Annotated in this window: 22 protein-coding genes; 10 read left to right on the plus strand and 12 right to left on the minus strand. The window is 58.9% G+C overall.

What is annotated here, in order from left to right:
* Nucleotides 1-19: 19 nt before the first annotated feature.
* Nucleotides 20-568 (minus strand): RNA polymerase factor sigma-70, encoded by a 549-nt coding sequence (locus AC1RJ3_RS28740; protein WP_054596398.1) that lies wholly within the window; start codon nucleotides 566-568, stop codon nucleotides 20-22.
* A gap of 287 nt (nucleotides 569-855) precedes the next feature.
* Between AC1RJ3_RS28740 and AC1RJ3_RS28745 the strand changes: the two genes are divergently transcribed.
* Nucleotides 856-1,668, plus strand: a complete 813-nt coding sequence (locus AC1RJ3_RS28745; RefSeq protein WP_493081831.1) for an alpha/beta fold hydrolase — start codon at nucleotides 856-858, stop codon at nucleotides 1,666-1,668.
* Between the two features lie 75 nt (nucleotides 1,669-1,743).
* Here AC1RJ3_RS28745 and dsbG read toward each other — a convergent pair whose 3' ends face one another.
* The 4 genes from dsbG to AC1RJ3_RS28765 all read right to left on the minus strand — a co-directional run bounded on the left by dsbG (nucleotide 1,744) and on the right by AC1RJ3_RS28765 (nucleotide 5,987).
* Nucleotides 1,744-2,511: a thiol:disulfide interchange protein DsbG gene (gene dsbG / locus AC1RJ3_RS28750; RefSeq protein WP_103319828.1), complete on the minus strand. Its 768-nt coding sequence runs from the start codon at nucleotides 2,509-2,511 to the stop codon at nucleotides 1,744-1,746.
* A complete protein-coding gene (locus tag AC1RJ3_RS28755) occupies nucleotides 2,487-3,353 on the minus strand; it encodes a TlpA disulfide reductase family protein (protein ID WP_054596401.1) in 867 nt (288 codons plus the stop codon). Before AC1RJ3_RS28755 ends, dsbG begins: the two co-directional genes overlap by 25 nt.
* Nucleotides 3,353-5,089: a protein-disulfide reductase DsbD gene (dsbD, locus tag AC1RJ3_RS28760; RefSeq protein WP_493081834.1), complete on the minus strand. Its 1,737-nt coding sequence runs from the start codon at nucleotides 5,087-5,089 to the stop codon at nucleotides 3,353-3,355. Before dsbD ends, AC1RJ3_RS28755 begins: the two co-directional genes overlap by 1 nt.
* A 217-nt stretch (nucleotides 5,090-5,306) precedes the next feature.
* Nucleotides 5,307-5,987, minus strand: coding sequence for a hypothetical protein (locus AC1RJ3_RS28765; protein WP_493081836.1), 681 nt, complete (start codon nucleotides 5,985-5,987; stop codon nucleotides 5,307-5,309).
* A gap of 305 nt (nucleotides 5,988-6,292) precedes the next feature.
* Here AC1RJ3_RS28765 and AC1RJ3_RS28770 point away from each other — a divergent pair, with 305 nt between their 5' ends.
* From AC1RJ3_RS28770 to AC1RJ3_RS28780, 3 genes are all read left to right on the plus strand, one after another.
* Nucleotides 6,293-6,973: a response regulator gene (locus tag AC1RJ3_RS28770; protein WP_493081838.1), complete on the plus strand. Its 681-nt coding sequence runs from the start codon at nucleotides 6,293-6,295 to the stop codon at nucleotides 6,971-6,973.
* Nucleotides 6,970-8,295, plus strand: a complete 1,326-nt coding sequence (locus tag AC1RJ3_RS28775; protein WP_427543619.1) for an ATP-binding protein — start codon at nucleotides 6,970-6,972, stop codon at nucleotides 8,293-8,295. The genes AC1RJ3_RS28770 and AC1RJ3_RS28775 overlap by 4 nt, the downstream gene beginning before the upstream one ends.
* 268 nt (nucleotides 8,296-8,563) lie before the next feature.
* Nucleotides 8,564-9,049 carry a GNAT family N-acetyltransferase gene (locus AC1RJ3_RS28780; RefSeq protein ID WP_493081840.1) on the plus strand — a complete coding sequence of 162 codons (486 nt, stop codon included), beginning with the start codon at nucleotides 8,564-8,566 and terminating at the stop codon, nucleotides 9,047-9,049.
* 102 nt (nucleotides 9,050-9,151) lie between these two features.
* Here AC1RJ3_RS28780 and AC1RJ3_RS28785 read toward each other — a convergent pair whose 3' ends face one another.
* Both AC1RJ3_RS28785 and AC1RJ3_RS28790 read right to left on the minus strand, forming a co-directional pair.
* Nucleotides 9,152-9,979, minus strand: coding sequence for a class I SAM-dependent methyltransferase (locus tag AC1RJ3_RS28785; RefSeq protein ID WP_054596406.1), 828 nt, complete (start codon nucleotides 9,977-9,979; stop codon nucleotides 9,152-9,154).
* A 162-nt stretch (nucleotides 9,980-10,141) separates the two neighbouring features.
* On the minus strand, nucleotides 10,142-10,600 hold the full coding sequence (locus AC1RJ3_RS28790; RefSeq protein ID WP_054596407.1) for a VOC family protein: 459 nt from the start codon (nucleotides 10,598-10,600) through the stop codon (nucleotides 10,142-10,144).
* 286 nt (nucleotides 10,601-10,886) lie between these two features.
* Here AC1RJ3_RS28790 and AC1RJ3_RS28795 point away from each other — a divergent pair, with 286 nt between their 5' ends.
* The 4 genes from AC1RJ3_RS28795 (at nucleotide 10,887) to AC1RJ3_RS28810 (ending at nucleotide 15,100) form a co-directional block, all read left to right on the plus strand.
* On the plus strand, nucleotides 10,887-11,156 hold the full coding sequence (locus AC1RJ3_RS28795; RefSeq protein ID WP_347929381.1) for a hypothetical protein: 270 nt from the start codon (nucleotides 10,887-10,889) through the stop codon (nucleotides 11,154-11,156).
* 97 nt (nucleotides 11,157-11,253) lie between these two features.
* Nucleotides 11,254-11,868 carry a LysE family translocator gene (locus AC1RJ3_RS28800; RefSeq protein ID WP_054596409.1) on the plus strand — a complete coding sequence of 205 codons (615 nt, stop codon included), beginning with the start codon at nucleotides 11,254-11,256 and terminating at the stop codon, nucleotides 11,866-11,868.
* 195 nt (nucleotides 11,869-12,063) lie between these two features.
* Entirely contained in the window at nucleotides 12,064-13,233 is a 1,170-nt protein-coding gene (locus AC1RJ3_RS28805; RefSeq protein WP_347929382.1) for an aminotransferase class V-fold PLP-dependent enzyme, read from the plus strand.
* A 58-nt stretch (nucleotides 13,234-13,291) separates the two neighbouring features.
* A complete protein-coding gene (locus tag AC1RJ3_RS28810; RefSeq protein ID WP_493081844.1) occupies nucleotides 13,292-15,100 on the plus strand; it encodes an aminopeptidase P family protein in 1,809 nt (602 codons plus the stop codon).
* Nucleotides 15,101-15,115: 15 nt separating this feature from the next.
* On the opposite strand, the gene AC1RJ3_RS28815 is transcribed toward AC1RJ3_RS28810, so the two are convergent.
* Nucleotides 15,116-16,030 (minus strand): LysR family transcriptional regulator, encoded by a 915-nt coding sequence (locus AC1RJ3_RS28815; protein ID WP_347929384.1) that lies wholly within the window; start codon nucleotides 16,028-16,030, stop codon nucleotides 15,116-15,118.
* Between the two features lie 114 nt (nucleotides 16,031-16,144).
* On the opposite strand from AC1RJ3_RS28815, the gene AC1RJ3_RS28820 reads away from it, so the two are divergent.
* Complete coding sequence (locus AC1RJ3_RS28820; protein WP_347929385.1) at nucleotides 16,145-17,143, plus strand: zinc-dependent alcohol dehydrogenase family protein; 999 nt, start codon at nucleotides 16,145-16,147, stop codon at nucleotides 17,141-17,143.
* Here the strand turns inward: AC1RJ3_RS28820 and AC1RJ3_RS28825 are convergent.
* Nucleotides 17,140-17,730: a 2-hydroxychromene-2-carboxylate isomerase gene (locus AC1RJ3_RS28825; RefSeq protein WP_054596414.1), complete on the minus strand. Its 591-nt coding sequence runs from the start codon at nucleotides 17,728-17,730 to the stop codon at nucleotides 17,140-17,142. The genes AC1RJ3_RS28820 and AC1RJ3_RS28825 overlap by 4 nt on opposite strands.
* A 36-nt stretch (nucleotides 17,731-17,766) precedes the next feature.
* Nucleotides 17,767-18,507: an SDR family oxidoreductase gene (locus AC1RJ3_RS28830; RefSeq protein WP_493081847.1), complete on the minus strand. Its 741-nt coding sequence runs from the start codon at nucleotides 18,505-18,507 to the stop codon at nucleotides 17,767-17,769.
* Nucleotides 18,508-18,598: 91 nt separating this feature from the next.
* Here AC1RJ3_RS28830 and AC1RJ3_RS28835 point away from each other — a divergent pair, with 91 nt between their 5' ends.
* Entirely contained in the window at nucleotides 18,599-19,168 is a 570-nt protein-coding gene (locus tag AC1RJ3_RS28835; protein ID WP_347929386.1) for a TetR/AcrR family transcriptional regulator, read from the plus strand.
* Between the two features lie 12 nt (nucleotides 19,169-19,180).
* Here the strand turns inward: AC1RJ3_RS28835 and AC1RJ3_RS28840 are convergent, their stop codons facing one another.
* The gene (locus AC1RJ3_RS28840; RefSeq protein WP_347929387.1) at nucleotides 19,181-19,462 is read right to left on the minus strand and encodes a hypothetical protein; all 282 of its coding nucleotides are present in this window, start codon (nucleotides 19,460-19,462) and stop codon (nucleotides 19,181-19,183) included.
* Nucleotides 19,463-19,629: 167 nt separating this feature from the next.
* Nucleotides 19,630-20,517: a threonine/homoserine exporter RhtA gene (rhtA, locus tag AC1RJ3_RS28845; protein ID WP_054596417.1), complete on the minus strand. Its 888-nt coding sequence runs from the start codon at nucleotides 20,515-20,517 to the stop codon at nucleotides 19,630-19,632.
* Between the last annotated feature and the right edge of the window lie 236 nt (nucleotides 20,518-20,753).

Consider the following 20,753-nt stretch of genomic DNA (forward strand, 5'->3'; position numbering starts at 1 on the left):
ACACACAGGCTGCGATCTTTTAGCGGCGGGCGAACGTATCGCTGCGCTTGCCCGAAACCTTGCGGCAATGCACCAGGGCATCACGGATCATGAAGTTCACCAGGGTCGGCGACACGCCGAGTTCCTTGGCGATGTCCTTTTGCGGCACGCCGTGCAGGCGATACATCTCGAAGGCGTAGCGGGTGCGACTCGGTAATTGGCCGAGGGCATCGGCAATGTTTTCCAGAATCGAGAAGTTGATGTGCGAGGTTTCTGGCGAGGCATCGTGAATGACCACGTTCAAGCCTTCTTCTTCGGTGCCCGAATACTTTTGTTCCAGCGCCTGTCTGCGGTAGTGGTCAATCGCCAGGTTGCGCACGATCTGAAACAGGTAGCTGAGCTGAGCCTTGAACGAGGAGGTGATTTGCGGTGCTGATTGCAGCCTGAAAAACGCATCCTGAACGACATCTTCAGCGCGGGATCGGCAGCCGGTAATGCGGGCTGCGATTTTGACCAGAATCAGTCGATTATTAACGAACGCCTGGAGTAAGGGTGAGTCGCACCTGCTTGTGGTTACTGGTTCCGTCATGGAAATCACCTTGCTGCAAAAAGTAAATAGGACGACCAAGGGGGGGCGGAGCCGTCCTACGCATCGAGTGACAAGCTAGTGTTAATGATAATAATTGTCAATTGATAGCGATTGCTATATTGAGGTCCCTTTGTCCACACCTCACGCAGACAGTCCTTGAACCGCGCTTGCTACTGACCAGCGCAGACTTGTTACGACCTCAATTGAAGTTCGGATTGACTGTCCCCCGTCGCCGGGACAGGCTGCCGGAGTTTTTTGGTTGACCCGATTCAGAAAGGAGACAGTTGATGCCCTTCGCTACGATTGATGGACAATCGCTTCACTACGTCGACCAAGGCACTGGTCCGGTGGTGCTGTTGGCGGGTAGTTACTTGTGGGACCAGGCCATGTGGGCGCCGCAGATTGTGGCGTTGTCGCAACACTATCGGGTGATTGCCGTGGACCTGTGGGGGCACGGGGAGTCCGGGCCGTTACCTGAGGGCATGACTTCGCTGGATGATCAGGCGCGGCAGGTACTGGCGCTGCTTGATCATCTGGATATTGACCGCGTCGCCCTGGTCGGGCTTTCGGTCGGCGGCATGTGGGGCGTGCGTCTGGCGCTGTCGGCCCCGCAGCGCCTCAACGGCCTGGTGTTGATGGACACCTATGTCGGTGTCGAGCCCGAGCCGACTCGCCAGTACTATTTCTCGCTGTTCAAGCAGATCGAAGACAGCGGTGTGATCTCGCCGCAGTTACTCGATATCGTGGTGCCGATTTTCTTCCGTCCAGGCATCGACCCTCAGTCGGCGCTTTATCAGGATTTCCGCGCCAGGCTGGCCGCGCTGCCGCCTGAGCGTTTGCGTGAAAGCATTGTGCCGATGGGGCGCATTACGTTTGGTCGTGATGATCTGCTGCCGCGTCTGGGCGAGCTGAATCCTGAAACCACGCTGCTGATGTGCGGTGATCAGGACAAACCGCGACCACCGTCGGAAACCAGGGAAATGGCCGAGTTGATCGGTTGCCCGTATCTGTTGGTGCCGGAGGCAGGGCACATTTCGAATCTGGAGAATCCTGAGTTCGTCACCAAGGCGCTGCTGAAGTTTCTGGCGGAGAGAACTTAGTCGATCATTCGGACGCCATCGCGAGCAGGCTCGCGATGACGTCGTTGCATCCAGTAGAAACCTGACGGTAAAAAACTACTTCGGCCCGAGAATCTTCACCAGTTTTTCCGGCGACGGCGCGCCTTGCTGTTGTTGCAACTCACCCTTGTCGTCCATGTAGAAGATGGCCGGAGTGGCGGACAATTCGAGCTCTTCCATCAGCTTCATATTGGCGTCGAGTTTGGCCTGGATCGCGGCGGGAATGCTTGTCAGCGCTTTCAACGAGCTTTGCTTGCCCGCCTTCTCGTGTTCCTCCAGGGCCTTGCCCGGGTCTTTGCTGGCCAACAGGGCGGCGGATTTACCCGGGCTGTCCTCTCGGATGATCCCGACCATGATGTGCCGCAGCTGCACTTTGCCGGCCTTCACCCACGGCCGGGCCTGCTCCCAGAACATATTGCAGTAAGGGCAGTTCGGGTCGCTGAACAGGTAGACGGTGCGCGGTGCATCCTTGCTGCCGTCGGCGATCCAGTTGCTGGCTTCCATCTTCGCCCAGACTTCCTTGGCCATTGGCGCGTAGACCAGTTTTTGCAGCGGCTCGGCACTCAGGTCCTTGCCATCGGCGTCGTACAGGTTGCCGAGCAGCACGTGCTTGCCGTCGGGCGTCAGGTACAAGGCCATGCCGCGGTTCTGGTACTGCGCGGCATAACCACGCAAGCCATCAGGCGCATCGAAACTGCCGATGATTTTCGCGCCTTTTTCTTCGATCTTGCGGATCGCCGCAGGCAGCTCTTCGGCCTGCAGCATCGGGATTTGCAGCAGCGCTGCGCCCAGGGACAGCGTCAGCAGGTGGCGGAGGCGGGGCATGGCAGTTTCCTTGAAGGTGTGGCCTGTATGGCAGAAGTTGGGGAGTCGAAGTTTTCCAGGGCACGGGCCAGGCTGGCTTCCGATAATTCACCCAGGTGGCTACCGAGCATTCGGCCTTCGGCGCTGTAGAACAGCGTAGTCGGTAGCGCCATGGAGCCAACGGCCTGACTCAGTCGACCGCCGCCATCGAACAGCACATTGGAAAGGCTCAGGCCTTGGGTTGCGAGGAAGGTGCTGACGCTTTGCATGCTTTCGGCCTGATTGACGAACAGAAAGGTCAGGTCGGGCCGATGTTGCTGGGCGTTCTCCAGCACCGGCATTTCACGCCGGCAGGGCGGGCACCAGGTGGCCCACAGGTTGATCACCAAGGGGCCGCCCTGATAATCGGCCAGTTGCACGGTTTCGCCGGCGGCGTTGCGCAAGACGATGTCCGGCAGGCGCGTGCCTTGTTCGTAGAGGTTCAGGGACAAACTTGCCAGCAACCAGAACAACAGGCCGCTGCCAACGCCCGCGCCCAACGGTTTGCGCAGCGCCGGTCGGCGCCAGCCCCGCAACAGTGTTGCCAGCAGCAGGGCAATCACCCCGGGCCAGGCGAGGAAACCGCCATCGCGCAGGTCGATGATCTGCCACGGGTCATCACGGTAGTGGGCCCAGTAGGTGAGCACGAATCCCACTCTGGCCGCGAGCAGGCCCAGCAGGAACAGGCTGAACAGCACCGACTCGGGGTTCTCGCCACCGCGCTTGGCCACCCGCCAGCCGACCAGGGTGGCCAGTGCCAGGGCACTGATCAGCAGCAGGTGGTTGAGCGCAATGGCAAAGGTGCCGAGGGTAAAGGTCAGCATTAACGAGCGTCCCGAGTCATGTTCCAGCGTTGGAGGAAACCGGCGGCATCCACCTCTCCGGTGATGCGCTGGCTACGGCGCTCGATGCCGTCGGTGCCGATCCACAACAGGCTTGGCGGCCCCGGCACTTTGTAACGGCCGAGCAGTTCACGGCTGGCAGCATTGTCGGCGGTCACGTCCAGGCGCAGCAAGCGGACATCTTTCAGCGCATCCATTACCTGGGGTTTGCCGAACACCTGTTTCTCCATGATCTTGCACGACACACACCAGTCAGCGTAGTAGTCCAGCAGCACCCACTGGCCCTGGGCGCGGGCAGTGTCGAGTTCGTGTTGCAGCGCAGCGGGATCCTTGACGGTGATGAAGGCGTCGTCAGCCGTGGGGCCGGCGACGCGGGTCGATGCCTGTGCACTGTAAACCTGCAATGGATTGAACAGGTCATCGCTGCCACCCGCAGCACCGATCAACAGCAGGCTGCCCCACAATCCGGAAAGCAGCGCCATGCCACCGAACACATGGGCGGCGCGGCCGAATCCACCGGTCTGGCGCCAGGCGCTGTAGGCGATGATCAACAGCAGCGCACCCCATAGACCAATCCATAGCGACTCATCAAGCACTGGCCGCACCATCACCAGCGCGGTACCGAGGAACAGGAAACCGAAGATGCCTTTGAGCAGGTTCATCCAGGTGCCGGGTTTGGGCAGGAAGCGGTTGCCGACGGTCACCAGCAACAGCAGCGGCAAGCCGATGCCGATGCCCATGGCGAACAGGATCAGCCCTCCGTGCAGCGCGTTACCGCTCTGGGCGATGTACAGCAAGGCTCCAGCCAGCGGCGCGGTCATGCACGGGCCGACCAGCAATCCGGACAAGGCGCCGAGCACCCCGGCACCGATCAGGCTGCCGCCGCCTTGCTTGCGACTGGCGTTTTCCAGACGGTCACGCAGCGCGACTGGCAGTTGCAGTTCGAAGAAGCCGAACATCGGCAACGACAACAACACAAACACCACGGCGAAACTGCCGAGCAACCAGACGTTCTGCAACAAGGCCTGCAAGTTCGCACCGAGCAACGCGGCTACTACGCCCAGCGCCGCGTACACCAGCGCCATGCAGACCACATAACTGCCGGCCAAAGCGAAACCACGCTTGGGGCTGGCGCCGCTGCCGACGATCAAACCGGCGAGAATCGGCAGCATCGGTAACGAGCAAGGCGCGAAAGCCAGCAACAGTCCCAGACCAAAGAACACCAGCAAACTCCAGCCCAGCGCCCGCTGTTGCAGACCGCTGGCCAAGGCTTCATCTGGTGCTTGCGCGGCATTGACCGCCGCCGTGCTGCCATCGAGGTCGATCACCTGAGTTTGTGGCGGATAACACAAGCCGGCATCGGCACAGCCCTGAAACCCCACTTTGATCTGGCCACTGGCGCCGGCCGGGACTTTCAACTCCAGGCCCTGGCGATACACCTGCTGATCACCAAAAAACTCGTCACTGTGGGCTTCACCCAACGGCAGCGGCGGTTTATCCGCCTCGGGTAAACCGTCGAACTTCATCCGTTGCTGATACAGGTAGTAGCCGTCGGCAATTTGCCAGAAGAGTTGGGTTTCGCCGGATTCAAGGCGTTCGGAGGTAAAAACAAAGGCTTTGCCGACCGGCAGGAAATCAGCTTTGGTGTCGAACGGGTTCGACGCTGCCTGGGCCAGCCCAGCGATGAAAAGAAAAAACAGTAGAAACAGACGACGCATGGGAAAGCCTTATCGCGGTGCAAGTAGGGTGCACGATGATGGGTGGCGATTAACCGATGATTAACCGGTGCGCTGAAGGTGAGAGGGGGTAGGGCGGGACGGCGCCATATTGTTTGTGGATGAGCGTAGGTGAGGGGAAGAAGGCCAGCATTTTATGTGGCTCTATGGTCATTGATGTCAATGCCCGACATGTTTTATATCGGGCATTTTTTGATGCTTAATTTCGCAGAAGTCCCTTCCAGTTGTAATCGTTTATGGCGTTTGGACCATCTATTACTAGGTCGTCTTTCATGTCGTATTTCAAATAGCGATTCCCAGTGAGGAAGATGTAGTAATAGTTGCGGGAAAGATCATTGTCAAACTGTACGGCGGTCACTATTTCATATTTATAAGGGTCCAGTCCTTGCCAGGTATTATTGTTGATGGGGAGCTTTTCTATAGTATGGGTTTGAATGTTTAGTCGAAGGTAGTGTCCATCATTCATGATAAGCAGAATAGTGCTATGGCTCCACCAGGTCGCGGTAATAATGTTTTGGAAGTGAGGTGCTAGTAGCTTCCATCTGTTGTCTGATGAGATCGGCTTGATCGTTTCGACTTTGTCCTTGTCTTGGTTGTAGCTGCATATTGTGGGGATGTTTCCTTCATAATAAAATAAGTATAGACGATCGTCGTCACCAATTACGGCGCCCTCTGTATAGTGGAATCCAAAGCGCAGTTTTGTTGCATGGCTATGGAAACCCTGCCAATTGGCTTCATTGACCTTCGTGGGGTAACCTGCTGGGACTTCATCATCAGCGTTATTAAAGCGTGAGAACGTGTTAGTGTCTTTGAAGAAAAAATAGCAACGGTCTTTTCCTGATCTCCAGTCGACGGCGACGGTGTTTACGATATTAGGCATGATTTGACCCTGTTTGGTTTTGTAAGGTGTTCGACTATATGCCCGAATGGTGGTTTTTAAACCTGTCAGAGTTGACAGTGTTTTTGAAGAAATAAAGATGCTAAATTTTGGGCCGGTAGGGCGATTATTTGTAGCTGGGCAGTGTGTGAACGCGATTGTTCCGATTGCTGAGAAATTACGTCTGATCTCAAGTCGCGAGCATGTAAGAACGCATGCGGCGGCCCCTTCACTTCGACCGTGCGGCTCGACATAATCGCGGCTTAATCCCAAGCTGTTTGACTCATCCCTTTTCCACAGGTCTCACCATGCACGTACTTGTCTGTGAAGACGATGAGCTGATCGCCAGCGGCATCGTTGCCGGCCTCACGGCCCAGGGCCTGACCGTGGAGCATGTCGCCACGGCTTCGGCTGCCCGGGCGATGCTCAAGGTTGCCAAGTTCGACGTGATGGTGCTCGACCTGGGGCTGCCGGACGAAGACGGTCTGAAGCTGCTGCAGCAGTTGCGTCATCACGGCCTGGAGATTCCGGTGCTGATTCTGACCGCGCGCGATTCGGTGACCGACCGCGTCGATGGCCTGCAAGCGGGCGCCGATGACTATCTGCTCAAGCCCTTTGACCTGCGTGAATTGGCTGCGCGTCTGCACACCTTGCTGCGGCGGGTGGCGGGGCGCAGTATCAATCTGATCGAGCATGGCGCCCTGACTTACGATCCGAGCAGCCGCGAAACGCTGCTGGCCGGTCAACCGGTAGACCTGTCGCGCCGCGAGCAATCGTTGTTGCAAGCCTTGTTGCACAACCGTGGCCGGGTGCTGTCGACCGAGCAACTCAAGGACAGCGTTTACGGGTTCAACGATGAACTGGAAAGCAACGCCCTCAACGTACATATCCATCACCTGCGACGTAAACTCGGCAACGGCATCGTTGAAACCGTGCGCGGGCTGGGTTATCGCCTTGGGCCGGCGGATGGCGGAGAGCAATCGAAGTGATGAGTTTGCGTTTGCGCCTGAGTCTGACCCTCGGCGCGGCCTTCGCGCTGATCTGGGCCCTGGCTGCGGCCTGGATGCTCAGCGACTTGCGCAATCAGATGATGTTTTCCCTCGACCAGCGGCTGGTGGCCTCGGCGCGTATGGTCGCCGGGTTGCTGGAGCAATTGCCGGCGCTGCCGAGCAAGGGCGATGGCACGCATTTCAGTGCTGAGCAGTTGAATATTCCGGGGGGCATGGCCTGTCAGGTCAGCTCCTTGCGCGGCGAGATTCTGGCCCGTAGTCACAGCACTCCCGAACAAACCCTGGAAGCTGAACAGATGGGCTTCCATGACCAGATGATCGACGGTGCGCGCTGGCGCAGTTTCACCTTGGCTCGCGGTGATGTGCGCATCACCACGGCCGACCGGCAAGTCGAGCGCGAGGCACTGAACATGTCGGTACTGCTGGCCGCGTCGGTGCCGGTGGGCGTCGCGTTGCTCGGTTGCCTGTGGCTGCTCTGGCTTGGGATCGGCCAAGGCCTGGCGCCGCTTAATCGCATGCGCGATGCCTTGATGCGCCGCAGCGCCGACTCCCTTGAGCCGTTGCAAATCCATCCGCTGCCGAGCGAACTGCAACCGTTGCTGGAAACCCAGAATCAGCTGTTCCAGCGAATCGGCAAGGCCATCGAGCGCGAGCGACGGCTGACTGGCGATGCCGCTCATGAGCTACGCAGCCCGTTGACGGCGATCAAGACGCACCTGCAAGTGGCGCGCATGACCGAAGGCGCCGCCCGCGATCAGTCCCTGGCCCGCGCCGAGGAAGGCGCCGATCGCTTGCACCGCACGCTTGAGCAATTGCTGTTGCTGGCGCGGGTCGAAGGCAGTCTGTCGTTCGACGATGGCGTGCAGTGCAGCGCCGAAGAGGTGGCCCGTCTGGCGATTCAAGACGCGGCTAGCGGTGATCGTCAGCGGATCAAACTGCACTTGCCAGCGAAGTACTCACAGGCACCGGTGCAGATGCCAGCCGTGCTGTCGATTGCCGCCTTGCGCAATCTGTTGGACAACGCCTTACGCCACACCCCGGCGGATGCGGCGGTGGAACTGAGCCTTGAAACCATGGGTAACCGCGTGCGTTTTCAGGTGCGCGACCATGGCCCCGGCATCGCCGCCGATGACCTGCAACACCTGACCCAGCGTTTCTGGCGTAACGGCGCAAGCACCGGCTGTGGGCTTGGGCTGGCGATTGTCCAGGCGATCGTCCAGCGCTGTGGCTGCGTGTTGCATTTCGACAGCCGTGCCGATGGCTTGCGGGTTGATCTGACGATGCCGTTGCAGTCAGCCTGAGGGCCCTCGCGCGCTCATACATCTGGTATTCGTAGCAGCTGGCGAAGCCTGCGTTCGGTTGCGCAGCGACCGTAAAATCAGACACTGCGGTCTTTCAGGTTAACCGCGGTGTTCGGACTTACGACTGCTGCGCAGCCGAACGCAGGCTACGCCAGCTGCTACAAATTGGGTTACCACATCAAATGTAACTTCTCTCCGTTAGTCAGCGGACCCTCGCGGCGCTATCGTCCCTCGCAGCTTTGACTCAATGGAATGAGGTGATAGCGCTATGGATGCCCCCCTACACATTTGCAAGGCCGGACCCGCGGATGCGGGGATTATCAGCCGGATCGTCGAGCGCTCGATCAAGGTCGGGTGCGCTGGGGATCACCGCAATGACCCGAAAGTCGTCGCGGCCTGGACCCACAACAAAACCGTTGAACATGTACAACCCTGGCTGACCGATCCTCGTCTGTACCTGAATCTTGCGCTGTTGGACGACAAGCCGATTGGGGTGGCCATGGCCGCTGTCAGCGGCAAGGTCGGGTTCTGTTACGTCCTGCCGGAATGGTTTCGCCGGGGTGCCGGGCAGGCGTTGATCCAGGGTCTCGAAATCTGGTTGATCGAGCATGGTTTCAGTCAGGCACGACTCAACAGCACCGGCACCAGCGAAGAGTTTTTTCAGCACCTTGGGTACCGACGCTGCGCAGAAGCCTTCAGTGTTGCCGGGCTCACGGCCGTCCCGATGAGCAAGTTGCTGACAGCACTCCCATAGCAAGCCTTCCGAGGGTGTAACTCCTTGGAGCGCTGATGCGTTTCCAGAGCAGGTAAACCAGTACGTACGCGCCCTGGCCGGAATGCGCACCTGCCACCGTGCTCAGCCCCGGCGTTTCACCGCCTGCAATGTGTAACTCAGCGGCAGGCGCCACGGGGCTTCTTTCAAACGGTATTCGCCGTGGTCATCGCAGACCATCTGACCGGGCAAGGCGTTCCAGGGAATACTTTGATGCTCCACCAGACCGGTGATGTCCAGCCCGTGGGTCAGCAGTGCGGTGATGATTTCTCCCAGGCCGTGGTTCCATGCATGCGTGACGGAGGCCTTGAGCCGCACATCGGTCTCGACATAGGTGCATTCGTCATCCCAGACCAAAGGCTCTTCGCGCTCGAAATACGGGAACTCGACGGACAAGGCGTCTTCGCGGCCTTCGTTGATCGACCACAACATCGGGTGGCCCTCGCGGATGAACAAGCGTCCACCTGGCTTGAGCAGGTCGCTGACCGTGCGCGCCCACGTGTCGATACTCGGCAGCCAGCACAAGGCGCCGATGCCGGTGTACACCAGATCGAACGAGGCGGGTGGCAACACTGAAGTCGCGTGGTAAACCTCGGATTCGACATACTCGATTAGCGCGCCGCTGCGCTCGGCCAACGCGCGTGCCTGGACGATGGCGGCCGGTGAGAAGTCGAGCCCGCTCATTTGCGCCCCGAGGCGGGCCAGCGAGAGCGTGTCGGTGCCGATGTGGCATTGCAGATGCACGCCGCGAAAGCCCGAGATATCCCCCAATAACGGTACGTCGAAGCGCACGACGTCGGAGAGGTGATAGGCGTCGTCGATGAAAGTCTGAGTCCCATATTCGGTTGAGGCGGCATGCAATGGGGCGCGTTCGTCCCAGTTGGCTTTGTTCAGTTTGATGTAGTCACTCATGCTGAAGACCTGTTCCTTGTCTATCCCTAGGGTGCGTTGGGCAGACTAGCACTCGGGTCTTCAGGTTTTCTTGAGGGTTTTTGTAAGCGCGGACGGCATCGCCCGTGGCTTCACAGAGGAAACTTATGGGCGGGCGACGCCGTGTCCTGCGGGGGGAGGGGGTTACTGCTGTTTGAACATCTCCTTCGCCCGCGCTTCGATTTGCGCCTGAGTCAGGTTTTCCTTGCGCGACGACAGGAACCACACATGGCCGAAGGGATCCTTCAAGGTGCCCGAGCGGTCGCCGTAGAATTGATCTTTCACTTCCGAAACCACCGTGCCACCCGCCTTGATTGCCTGGGCGTAGCTTTTGTCCACATCCTCGACATACAGATGCAAACCCACGGACGGTGATTTGTCTGGGTTGCTCAGCGGACCCTGATCGCACGGTGTACCGAGCATGATGGCGCAGTCGCCAATTCGCAGTTCAGCATGGCCGACGCTGCCGTCGGGCATCGCCAGACGCATGACTTCCGTAGCGCCAAAGGCTTTTTTGTAAAAGTCGATCGCCTCGGCGGCTTTCTGGATTCCCAGGTAGGGCGTGACGCTGTGATAACCCTCGGGAATGGGTTTAACGCTCATGACCGTTCTCCATATTCTTGTGGGTGGATGTTGCAAATCCTTCGCCGATTTCCGGTCGATTCACTATAGGTCAGCGCCAATAAGGCGACCGAGTGGCCGACGGGTTGCAGCATCGCTACTGTTGCGCCATCAACGATGAACCGGCAGTTCGTTTCGATGACCCGTACAAAACGGCAGCAAGTCTCGAAACGGTCGATAGCGACTATCGAGAGCGATGATTTTTGTCGCTCAAGGGGCGGGAGTAGCCTGTGTTCATTGCTCAAGACCGCCCGCAGGAAGCCTCTCCATGAACCATTTGCTCGTTACCTCATTGTTGTTGGTTGCCTCGGTGCTCGCCGGTTGCGCCAGTCATCCTGCTCCCGAATTGCGCCCGTATACCGCCGAAGAAACCCAGGAACTGGCGATGGAAGCCCTGAATCGTCGCGGTTTGTCGTTTGATGAATACCAGGCCAAAAAAGCCGAACTGCTCGGCCAGCCGCAGAAGACGTTCGGTTACGACCAGCATGGCGAGATGAACGCCGAGCGCGCTGTGGCTGTTCACGGTCACGCCAGCTAAGCGACTGTACCGCTCGAAGTTTCACGTAACTGTCCGTGGGTTTCACACGGGGGCTGCGATAGGGTCAACACCTGACTGACCCTGACGGACTCGCCCCATGACACTCTCGCTGGATTTACTGCTGGGTTTTGCCTTGTTCGCCCTGGTGACGTCGATCACCCCAGGCCCCAACAACACGATGTTGCTGGCCTCGGGCGTCAATTTCGGCTTCAACCGCTCCATCCCTCATATGCTCGGCATCAGCTGCGGCTTCTTCGTCCTTGTGCTCGCCGTTGGTTTTGGCCTGGGCGCGGTGTTTCAAACCTATCCTGTGCTGTACAGCGTGCTGCGCTATGTCGGCGCGGCCTATTTGCTGTACCTGGCGTGGAAAATCGCCCATTCGGGTCCTGTCCCCGAAGCCGAACAAGGTCACGCCAAGCCCATCAGCTACTGGGGCGCGGCGGCGTTTCAGTGGGTCAACCCCAAGGCCTGGATCATGGCAATTGGTGCAATCAGCACCTATACACCGCTGCAGGGCTATTTCACCAATGTGATCGTCATCGCGGCGGTATTCGCTATCATCAACCTGCCGAGCGTCAGTGTCTGGGCGGCTTGCGGCAGCCTGTTGCGCAATGTCCTGCGTGATCGGCGCTGGTTGCGGGTGTTTAACTGGGGCATGGCCCTGCTGCTGGTCGCTTCGCTGTATCCGATGCTGCACGAGAGCTTTAGCTGACTTGCGCTTCAACCCGGTGTCCGATGCCTGTTAAGCTCGACTTCAGGAGCGTTCCTACGCACTTTGAAATGAAGTCGTACTTCTTTAACGGCATCCGATCAGGTATTGCTGATTTCCCGCAGTTTTCACACCACCTCCAGTGCGGCGCTTTCAGCGAATACACCTGATCCCGGAACAAGCTCTGCGAGTCTTTTTATGAATAAACGTCCTTTGTATTTTGATTACGCCGCCACCACACCGGTGGATGAGCGGGTCATTCAGGTGATGGTCGACTGCCTGGGGTTCAGCGGTAACTTCGGCAACCCGGCTTCCAGTTCCCACGCCTATGGCCAACAAGCCAGACGTTCGGTCGAGCAGGCACGCCAGCAAGTCGCCGACCTGGTGGGCGCGCAAGCGCCGCAGATCGTCTGGACTTCCGGCGCCACCGAATCCAACAACCTCGCCCTCAAAGGCGTGGCTCAAGCCCGCGGGCAGTCCGGCGGGCACATCATCACCAGCCAGATCGAGCACAAGGCGATCCTCGATACCGCCAGGCAATTGCAGGATGCCGGGGTTGCCGTGACTTATCTGCTGCCAGATGCCGAAGGCCTGATCACTGCGCAAGCGGTCAGCGAGGCACTGCGCGAAGACACTTTTCTGGTGTCGCTGATGCTGGTCAATAACGAACTCGGTACCGTCAACGACATCCCGGCCATCGGTCAGCGGGTGCGTGAGCACGGCGCGTTGTTTCACGTCGACGCGGCACAGGGCGCGGGCAAGATAGCGATTGATCTGGCCCAATGGCCGGTGGACCTGATGTCGTTTTCCGCCCACAAGATCTATGGTCCCAAGGGGATTGGTGCACTCTACGTCGGCCCGCGTGCCCAGCAGCGCTTGCAGGCGCAGATCCATGGCGGTGGACACGAGGGCGGCTTACGCTCCGGGACCCTGGCCACGCACCAGATCGCAGCCATGGGCGCAGCCTTTGCGCTGGCGGCTGAACACTTTGCTGAAGAGGCGGCGACTATCGCCCGTCTGCGCGAGCGCTTGCTTGGGCAGCTCAGCGGTATTGCCGGTCTACGCTTGAACGGCAGCCCGACCCAACGCATTCCCCATACCCTGAGCCTGACCTTCAATGAAGGCGAGTTCAATTCCCAGGCCTTGAGTGCTTCGATCGCCTTTTCGGCGACGTCGGCCTGCAACTCCGCGAGCAATGCGCCGTCCCATGTGCTGCTGGCCCTGGGGCACGACGTGCGGGCAGCGGGTCGGACCATTCGCTTGAGTCTTGGGCGTTTCACCACCGAGCAGGACATCGATCAGGCCGCACAATTGATTAAAGCAGCAACCGCCAGTGCACCGGCGTTCTGGGCTACCGCCCAATCCTGATGCGCAGACCAAAAGTCAGCGCCCTATAACAAAATTAAAGTGGTTAGCAGGAGACATGATGAGTACGCAGCCTTTGACCCATGGAGCGGTTCCCCAGCGCCTGGCGCATACCCGCGAGCTGATGAGCCGGGAGGGCATCCACGCCCTGCTGGTGCCGTCGGCCGACCCGCATTTGTCGGAATACCTGCCGGGTTATTGGCAAGGGCGGCAATGGTTGTCGGGCTTTCATGGCTCGGTCGGCACGTTGATTGTTACCCAGGACTTCGCGGGCGTTTGGGCCGACAGTCGCTACTGGGAACAGGCGACGAAGGAACTCAAGGGCAGCGGCATCGAGTTGGTAAAACTGCAGCCTGGTCAACCCGGCCCGCTGGACTGGCTTGCCGAACAAACTCCGGAAGGGGGTGTGGTCGCGGTCGATGGCGCGGTGATGGCCGTGGCGTCGGCACGCTCACTGAGCAGCAAGCTTGAGGAGCGTGGCGCACGGCTGCGCACCGATATCGATCTGTTGAACGAGGTCTGGAGCGACCGTCCGAGCCTGCCGAATCAACCGATCTATCAGCACTTGCCGCCGCAGGCCACCGTCAGCCGTGGCGAGAAACTCGCCAAGCTGCGTGAAAGCCTGAAAGCGCGCGGTGCCGATTGGCACTTTATCGCCACCCTCGACGACATCGCCTGGCTGTTCAACCTGCGCGGCGGTGATGTGTCGTTCAACCCGGTATTCGTGTCCTTCGCCCTGATCGGCCAGCAGCAGGCAACCTTGTTTGTCGCGCTGAGCAAGGTCGATGCGCCATTGCGCGCGATCCTCGAACAGGACGGCGTCACCCTGCGCGACTACAGCGAAGTGGCCTCGGCGCTGGCTGCCGTGCCAAATGGTGCAAGCCTGCAAGTCGATCCAGCACGGGTGACTAGCGGTTTGCTGAATAACCTCGGCAGCGGCGTGAAGCTGATTGAAGGTCTGAACCCGACCACCCTCGCCAAGTCGCAGAAAAGTCTCGCCGATGCCGAACACATCCGTCAGGCCATGGAACAGGACGGCGCGGCGCTCTGCGAGTTTTTCACCTGGCTCGACAGCGCCCTCGGTCGTGAACGCATCACCGAACTGACCATCGACGAACACCTGACCGCCGCCCGTACCCGTCGTCCGGGGTATGTGTCGCTGAGCTTCAACACCATTGCCGCCTTCAACGCCAACGGTGCGATGCCGCACTACCACGCGACCGAAGAAGAGCACGCAGTGATCGAAGGCGACGGCCTGTTGCTGATCGACTCCGGCGGTCAATACCTGGGCGGTACCACCGACATTACGCGGATGGTGCCGGTGGGCACGCCGACCGCCGAGCAGAAACGCGACTGTACACGCGTACTCAAGGGGGTGATTGCCTTGTCCCGTGCACAGTTCCCGCGCGGCATTCTTTCGCCGTTGCTCGACGCCATCGCGCGTGCGCCGATCTGGGCGGAGAGCGTCGATTATGGTCACGGCACCGGGCATGGCGTCGGCTACTTCCTGAACGTTCATGAAGGCCCGCAAGTGATTGCCTACCAAGCCGCACCGGCGCCGCAAACCGCGATGCAGCCGGGGATGATCACCTCGATCGAACCGGGCACTTATCGTCCAGGTCGCTGGGGCGTGCGGATCGAGAACCTGGTGTTGAACCGCGAGGCAGGCAGCAGCGAGTTTGGCGAGTTCCTCAAGTTCGAAACCCTGACCTTGTGCCCGATCGACACCCGTTGTCTGGAGCCTTCGTTGCTGACTCAGGACGAGCGCGAGTGGCTTAACGCTTACCACGCGCAAGTTCGTGAGCGTTTGAGCCCTTTGCTTGACGGTGCTGCGCTGGCGTGGCTGAACACCCGAACCGCCGCAATCTGAGTCGGTGGTGCGCCGTCAGTCTTCGGACGGCGGCGCAAGCTCGGGTGCGTGGGCGAATGCTTCGCTCATATAGTCGACGAACGCCTTGACCCTGGCCGATTGGCGACGATTGGCCGGGAACACCGCATGGATCGGCAACGATTGTGCGCGGTAGTCCTGCAGTATCGCGATCACCCGACCAGCCTTCAAATCCTCGCTGAATAACCACACCGGCGACAGCGCAATGCCTAGCCCGCCCAACACCATCTCGCGTATCGCCTCCGAATTGTTGCTCTGGGCGTTGCCTTTGATCCGCACGTTGTAGCGCTGAGCGTTTTTTTCGTAGATCCACTGATTCTGGCTGCTCAGCAGGTTGAACAGCAGGCAGTTATGCTGGTTCAGTTCTTCCGGTGTGTGTGGTTGGCCACGGCGAGCCAGATAGTTGGGACTGGCGACGGTGACTCGATGGGTGGTGCCGATCTGCCGGGCGATCAAACCGCAGTCGCTCAACTCGCCAATGCGTAATGTGACGTCCAGGCCTTCGCTGACCAGGTCCTGATTCTGATCGCTGAGCTGTAAATCGATTTCAACGTGTGGATAGCGCTCAAGGAAATCCGGCAGTCGCGCAGCAATCTGCAATCGCCCGAAACTGACGGAGGAGCCCACTCGCAAAGGTCCGGCGACCGCTTCCCGTCCGGACTGAAAGCTGTGTTCGGCCGAGTCGACCGCCGCAAGAATCTGTCGGCATTCGTTGTAGTAACGCTGGCCTTCGTCGGTCAGCGAAAGCTGGCGAGTACTACGGGCAATCAGCTTGCCTCCAAGCTCTGTTTCCAGAGCCCGGAGGATTTTGCTGATGGTCGGTTGGCTGGTCTGCAGTTCCCGAGCGACAGCAGAGAAACTGCCGCGCTCGACTACTCTTACGAAAACCGCCATTGCATTGAGTTTGTCCAAGGGCTTTCTCATTGATTCCAAATAGGCATGGTCACTATAGCTATATAGCGTCTTATCGGCATGAGTGGGCGGGCGGATGATCAACGCAACTCTCCACTGACATGAGATTGCGAAATGACTGACTCACTTGAAATGCTCGCCCTGATCGTCGACTCGGCCAATGCACCGTTTCGTTTGGCCTCCATCCCTAAGCCCGTGCCTGAAGCGGGGCAGGTGTTGGTCAGAATCATCGCCAGTGGGGTGAATCCATTGGATGGGAAAATCCGCGCCGGGGAGGCAGCTCATGCCCGTCAGCCATTGCCGGCGGTGCTGGGTATGGATCTGGCAGGGATTGTCGAAGCGCTCGGTGCCGGGGTCAGCGATTGGCAGGTCGGCGATCAGGTGTATGGCATGGCGACCGGGATTGGCGGTCAGCAAGGCTCACTGGCGCAATTCGCCGCTGTTGATGCGCGGTTGCTGGCGCGCAAACCGAGCAATCTGAGCATGACTGAGGCGGCAGCGCTGCCGCTGGTGTTGATCACCGCGTGGGAAGGCTTGCTGGATCGCGCTCGGGTTCAGACTGATCACAAGGTATTGATTCACGGTGGCGCTGGTGGCGTCGGGCATGTGGCGGTGCAGTTGGCCCGGGCATTCGGTGCCGAGGTATTTGCCACGGGGTCGGCGAGGCAGCAGGCGATTATCGAAAGCCTCGGTGCAACCTTTATCGACTACCGCCAGCAGTCGGTTGAACAGTATGTACAGCAGCATACGGCGGGGGAGGGTTTCGATATCGTTTATGACACAGTCGGAGGCGAGACGCTGGATGCGTCGTTCAAGGCTGTGCGCACTTATCAGGGGCACGTGTTGAGCTGTCTCGGCTGGGGGCAACACAGTCTGGCGCCATTGTCGTTCCGGGCGGCGAGTTACTCGGGAATCTTCACGTTGCTGCCTTTGCTGACCGGCAACGGTCGCGAGCGGCACGGGCAGATACTTGGCGAGGCCGCGAAGTTGATTGAAGCAGGCTTGTTGAAGCCTTTGCTCGATCCCCGGCGGTTCACGCTGCAAACCGCCGAGGCAGCCTATGACCTGCAAGCCTCGGGTGAGGCGCAGGGCCGACTGGTTATCGAGATCTAGCCCAAGGCTTCGCGGACAAAGTCCAGGCGATCCTGACCGAAGAACAATTCGTTGTCGACAAACATGCTCGGCGCACCGAACACGCCGCGCTGGATCGCCTGCTCGGTTTTGTCCTTGAGTGCTGCTTTGACTTCCTCATCGGCGGTCAAGGTCAGCGTTTCATCAGGGTCGAAGCCATGTTCGGTCAACACAGCGGCGACGGTCGCCGGGTCGTTGAGGTTGCGACCATCCACCCAGAACGCACGGAACAGGCAATCGATAAAATCGAGGAAACGTTCGGGGTGTCGTAGCTGGATGCCGGTGACGGCGCGCATCAATAAAAGGGTATTGATGGGAAAGTATGGATTGAGCTGGAATGGCACGTCGTAGCGCTTGGCGTAACGATTCAGGTCCAGGAACATGTAATGCCCCTTGGCCGGAATCGTTGCCGGCGAGGCATTGCCGGTGGCCTTGAATACGCCACCTAGCAGCATCGGTTGATAGATCAGCTGGCTACCGGTTTGCTCACAAATTTTCGGTAGTTGGGTATAGGCCAGGTAAGTGGCAGGGCTGCCGAGGTCGAAGAAGAACTCTACGCGTTTGCTCATGTTCGATGCACTCTGATTGTTATTAGAGAGGATGGCTTACCAGCGTTCGCTCCAGGGCCGCAGATCCAGTTCGAAGGTCCACGCATCGCGAGGCTGGCTGTGCAGGTACCAGTAGTTCTCGGCGATGTGTTCGGGGTTGAGAATCCCGTCCTGATCCTTGAGGGCGTACTTTTCCGGGAAGCTGTCACGAATGAAGTCGGTATCGATCGCGCCATCGACCACGACATGGGCGACATGAATGTTCATCGGGCCCAGTTCCCGCGCCATGCTTTGGGCCAGGGCGCGGATGCCATGCTTGGCGCCGGCGAACGCCGCGAAGCCAGCAGCACCGCGCATGCCGGCGGTGGCCCCGGTGAATAGAATAGTGCCGCGTTGTCGGGTGGCCATACGCTTGGCCACTTCACGGCCGTTCAAGAATCCGGAGAAACAGGCCATTTCCCAGATCTTGAAATACTTGCGGGCGGTTTCTTCAAGAATGCTGCACGGCACATTGGCGCCGATGTTGAAGACGAATGCCTCGATCGGGCCGATCTGGCTTTCGATTTGTTCAACCAGCGTGACGACATCCTCTTCCTTGCGCGCATCACACGCAAAACCGTGGACTTCACCGCCACTGGCCTGAATGGCATCGACCAATGGCTGCAACTTGTCTGCGCTGCGACGAGTGACGCAGGCAACAAACCCTTCCTGTGCGAAACGCTTGGCAATAGCTCCGCCGGTGGCATCGCCAGCACCGACAACCAGTACGACTTTCTTGTTATTGCTAGCTGTGGTCATAGTCATCTCTCTTTGGTAAACGGTCGTTAGCCAAACGAACGTTATGCTACGATCTTGAAGACGTCAAGGCGATGGATTCTCGGGAGAAGCGATGCGTTACTCAGCCAGTCACAAGTTGGAAACCAGGCAGAAGCTGCTTGAAAGCAGCTCGGTGTCAGCCAAGAAAGAAGGTTTTTGCACGGTGGGGGTCGATGGCTTGATGAAGGCCATCGGGCTCAGTGGTGGTGCGTTTTACAGCCACTTTTCCTCGAAAGACGAACTCTTCAGCTCGATCGTCGAGCGTGAGCTGTGTCAGAGTCTTGAGCGATTGAGTGCTAATGGCGAGTTGAGTCGAACCAGGCTGGAGCGCTGTCTCAAGCATTACCTGAGCATGGCGCACGTCGAGCATCCCGAGTCCGGGTGCGCACTGCCGACATTGGGCGCCGAGATCGCTCGCTCGGACATCGCGGTACGCCAGCAAGCCGAGCAGTGGATCTGTCGGCTGCAGGAAAGTTGGGCTCAGATCCTGGAGAGTGACAGCCTGGCCTGGGCCATTCTGTCGCAGTGCGTTGGCGCGCTGGTGGTTGCGCGAATGCTGGTGAATCCGGAGGTCCAGCGCACCGTACTGCATTCCAGCTACGAAGAAATCGGACGCCAGATAGCCGGTCAACGCGCTGAATAGGAGCGCACCTGGTTACTTGCAGATGACGATCATGCTGCGGCTGGTATAGCCGGCAGGGTTGAGTCCAAACGGATAGTCACCCGGGTCTTCCACGGCGTCTCCGGATTTGGCGATCACCTTGTAGCCATTCGGCCCGCATGAGTTGGCCGCACTGGTGTAGCACTTGTCCCAGGAAGAAGAGAGTCCTGAGCAGTTAATGTGCAGGCCTTTTTTTCCGCGTTTGACCTCAGTCCTGGAGGTCGCAGCGCAACCCGTAATGGCCAGTACAACAAGCAATACCAAAAATCGTTTCATTCCAATCCCTATTACGGTCTCGGGTCTGGTGCCCGAGTCTGCCAGCATGCGCTTTCGTTTTTATCGTTAGTGATATCCCTATCCGAAAAAGTCCATGTCTGACATTGAGTTGTGGCTAAACATGGCTCAATTGAGCGGTAAATACCAGACCTTCGTAAAAGCGCGTATCAATCTACTGCTACCAAAGGCTTGGACTCACTGCGCATGGTCATGGTCGCACCTACGGATGCCAGAATGATGCAAGTGATGGCCATCCACTGTGCCAGGGACAAGTATTCGTGCAGAAACAGCAGCCCGGACAATGCGCCGAATGCGGGCTCAATGCTCATCAGTGTGCCGAAGGTTCGCGCTGGCATTCGGGTGAGGGCGATCATCTCAAGGGTATACGGAAGGGCAGTGGACAGAACGGCTACGCCAATGGCGATGGGGATCAGTGACGGTGTGAGCAACGCGGCTCCGGCATGGACGATGCCTATAGGCGCAACGAAGAGTGCTGCAATCATGACGCCCAGCGCGGCGGTCTGGACGCCGTTATCTGCCCCGGCTTTCTGACCGAACAGAATGTATAGCGCCCAACATACCCCGGCGCCGAGAGCATAACCGGCGCCTATGAGGTCGATGCTCGTGTTTGTTGCGTCTGTAGGTATAAGTAGCAGCAAACCGACGATGGCCAGACCGATCCACAGAAAGTCGATCGCCTTGCGTGAGGCATAAATTGCGACTGCCAGTGGGCCCGTGAACTCCAGGGCAACGGCAATTCCGAGTGGGACAGTCCTGAGGGACATATAGAAGAGGAAGTTCATGCCACCCAGCGCCATGCCGTAGACGATGACGGTGCGTAAGGACTTGGCGGTGAGCCTCGCATTCCAGGGGCGCAGTAGCAGCAACATGATCACGCTGGCGAAAATCAGTCGCAGGGTGGTCGTCCCTTGCGCCCCGACTATAGGGAACATGCTTTTTGCCAGGGAGGCTCCAGACTGGATCGACGCCATGGCTATTAATAGCAGGCCAACCGGGAACAGAGTCGATGCAAGGCTGCGGGGCTGGTCATTCATTGCGTGTCGTCGTCCGAAGTGAGAGGCGAGAGAGTGTACGGCTGGCATATCATGCTTAGCTACTAGGTGTTGAGCAATATACTGCGCACTCTTTGTTGGCGCCTCTATATATAGGCCGTAACGAGTGCCGTTTTTCGATTTCTGATAGAAAAACCAAATTAGGTGTTGACGGCAGATTCTGGAAGTCTATAATTCGCCCCACTTCCGGCGCAGTCGAAACGGAAAACTCCTTGGTA

This window comes from Pseudomonas sp. GW822-FHT04C11, from assembly GCF_058800905.1.

Coding starts and splice junctions, on each gene's coding strand:
- AC1RJ3_RS28740 (WP_054596398.1), bottom strand. CDS start 568: ATGACGGAACCAGTAACCACAAGCAGGTGCGACTCACCCTTACTCCAG.
- AC1RJ3_RS28800 (WP_054596409.1), top strand. CDS start 11,254: ATGACACTCTCGCTGGATTTACTGCTGGGTTTTGCCTTGTTCGCCCTG.
- dsbD (WP_493081834.1), bottom strand. CDS start 5,089: ATGCGTCGTCTGTTTCTACTGTTTTTTCTTTTCATCGCTGGGCTGGCC.
- AC1RJ3_RS28770 (WP_493081838.1), top strand. CDS start 6,293: ATGCACGTACTTGTCTGTGAAGACGATGAGCTGATCGCCAGCGGCATC.
- AC1RJ3_RS28765 (WP_493081836.1), bottom strand. CDS start 5,987: ATGCCTAATATCGTAAACACCGTCGCCGTCGACTGGAGATCAGGAAAA.
- dsbG (WP_103319828.1), bottom strand. CDS start 2,511: ATGCCCCGCCTCCGCCACCTGCTGACGCTGTCCCTGGGCGCAGCGCTG.
- AC1RJ3_RS28810 (WP_493081844.1), top strand. CDS start 13,292: ATGAGTACGCAGCCTTTGACCCATGGAGCGGTTCCCCAGCGCCTGGCG.
- AC1RJ3_RS28805 (WP_347929382.1), top strand. CDS start 12,064: ATGAATAAACGTCCTTTGTATTTTGATTACGCCGCCACCACACCGGTG.
- AC1RJ3_RS28780 (WP_493081840.1), top strand. CDS start 8,564: ATGGATGCCCCCCTACACATTTGCAAGGCCGGACCCGCGGATGCGGGG.
- AC1RJ3_RS28840 (WP_347929387.1), bottom strand. CDS start 19,462: ATGAAACGATTTTTGGTATTGCTTGTTGTACTGGCCATTACGGGTTGC.
- AC1RJ3_RS28825 (WP_054596414.1), bottom strand. CDS start 17,730: ATGAGCAAACGCGTAGAGTTCTTCTTCGACCTCGGCAGCCCTGCCACT.
- AC1RJ3_RS28830 (WP_493081847.1), bottom strand. CDS start 18,507: ATGACCACAGCTAGCAATAACAAGAAAGTCGTACTGGTTGTCGGTGCT.
- AC1RJ3_RS28795 (WP_347929381.1), top strand. CDS start 10,887: ATGAACCATTTGCTCGTTACCTCATTGTTGTTGGTTGCCTCGGTGCTC.
- AC1RJ3_RS28745 (WP_493081831.1), top strand. CDS start 856: ATGCCCTTCGCTACGATTGATGGACAATCGCTTCACTACGTCGACCAA.
- rhtA (WP_054596417.1), bottom strand. CDS start 20,517: ATGAATGACCAGCCCCGCAGCCTTGCATCGACTCTGTTCCCGGTTGGC.
- AC1RJ3_RS28755 (WP_054596401.1), bottom strand. CDS start 3,353: ATGCTGACCTTTACCCTCGGCACCTTTGCCATTGCGCTCAACCACCTG.
- AC1RJ3_RS28820 (WP_347929385.1), top strand. CDS start 16,145: ATGACTGACTCACTTGAAATGCTCGCCCTGATCGTCGACTCGGCCAAT.
- AC1RJ3_RS28790 (WP_054596407.1), bottom strand. CDS start 10,600: ATGAGCGTTAAACCCATTCCCGAGGGTTATCACAGCGTCACGCCCTAC.
- AC1RJ3_RS28785 (WP_054596406.1), bottom strand. CDS start 9,979: ATGAGTGACTACATCAAACTGAACAAAGCCAACTGGGACGAACGCGCC.
- AC1RJ3_RS28835 (WP_347929386.1), top strand. CDS start 18,599: ATGCGTTACTCAGCCAGTCACAAGTTGGAAACCAGGCAGAAGCTGCTT.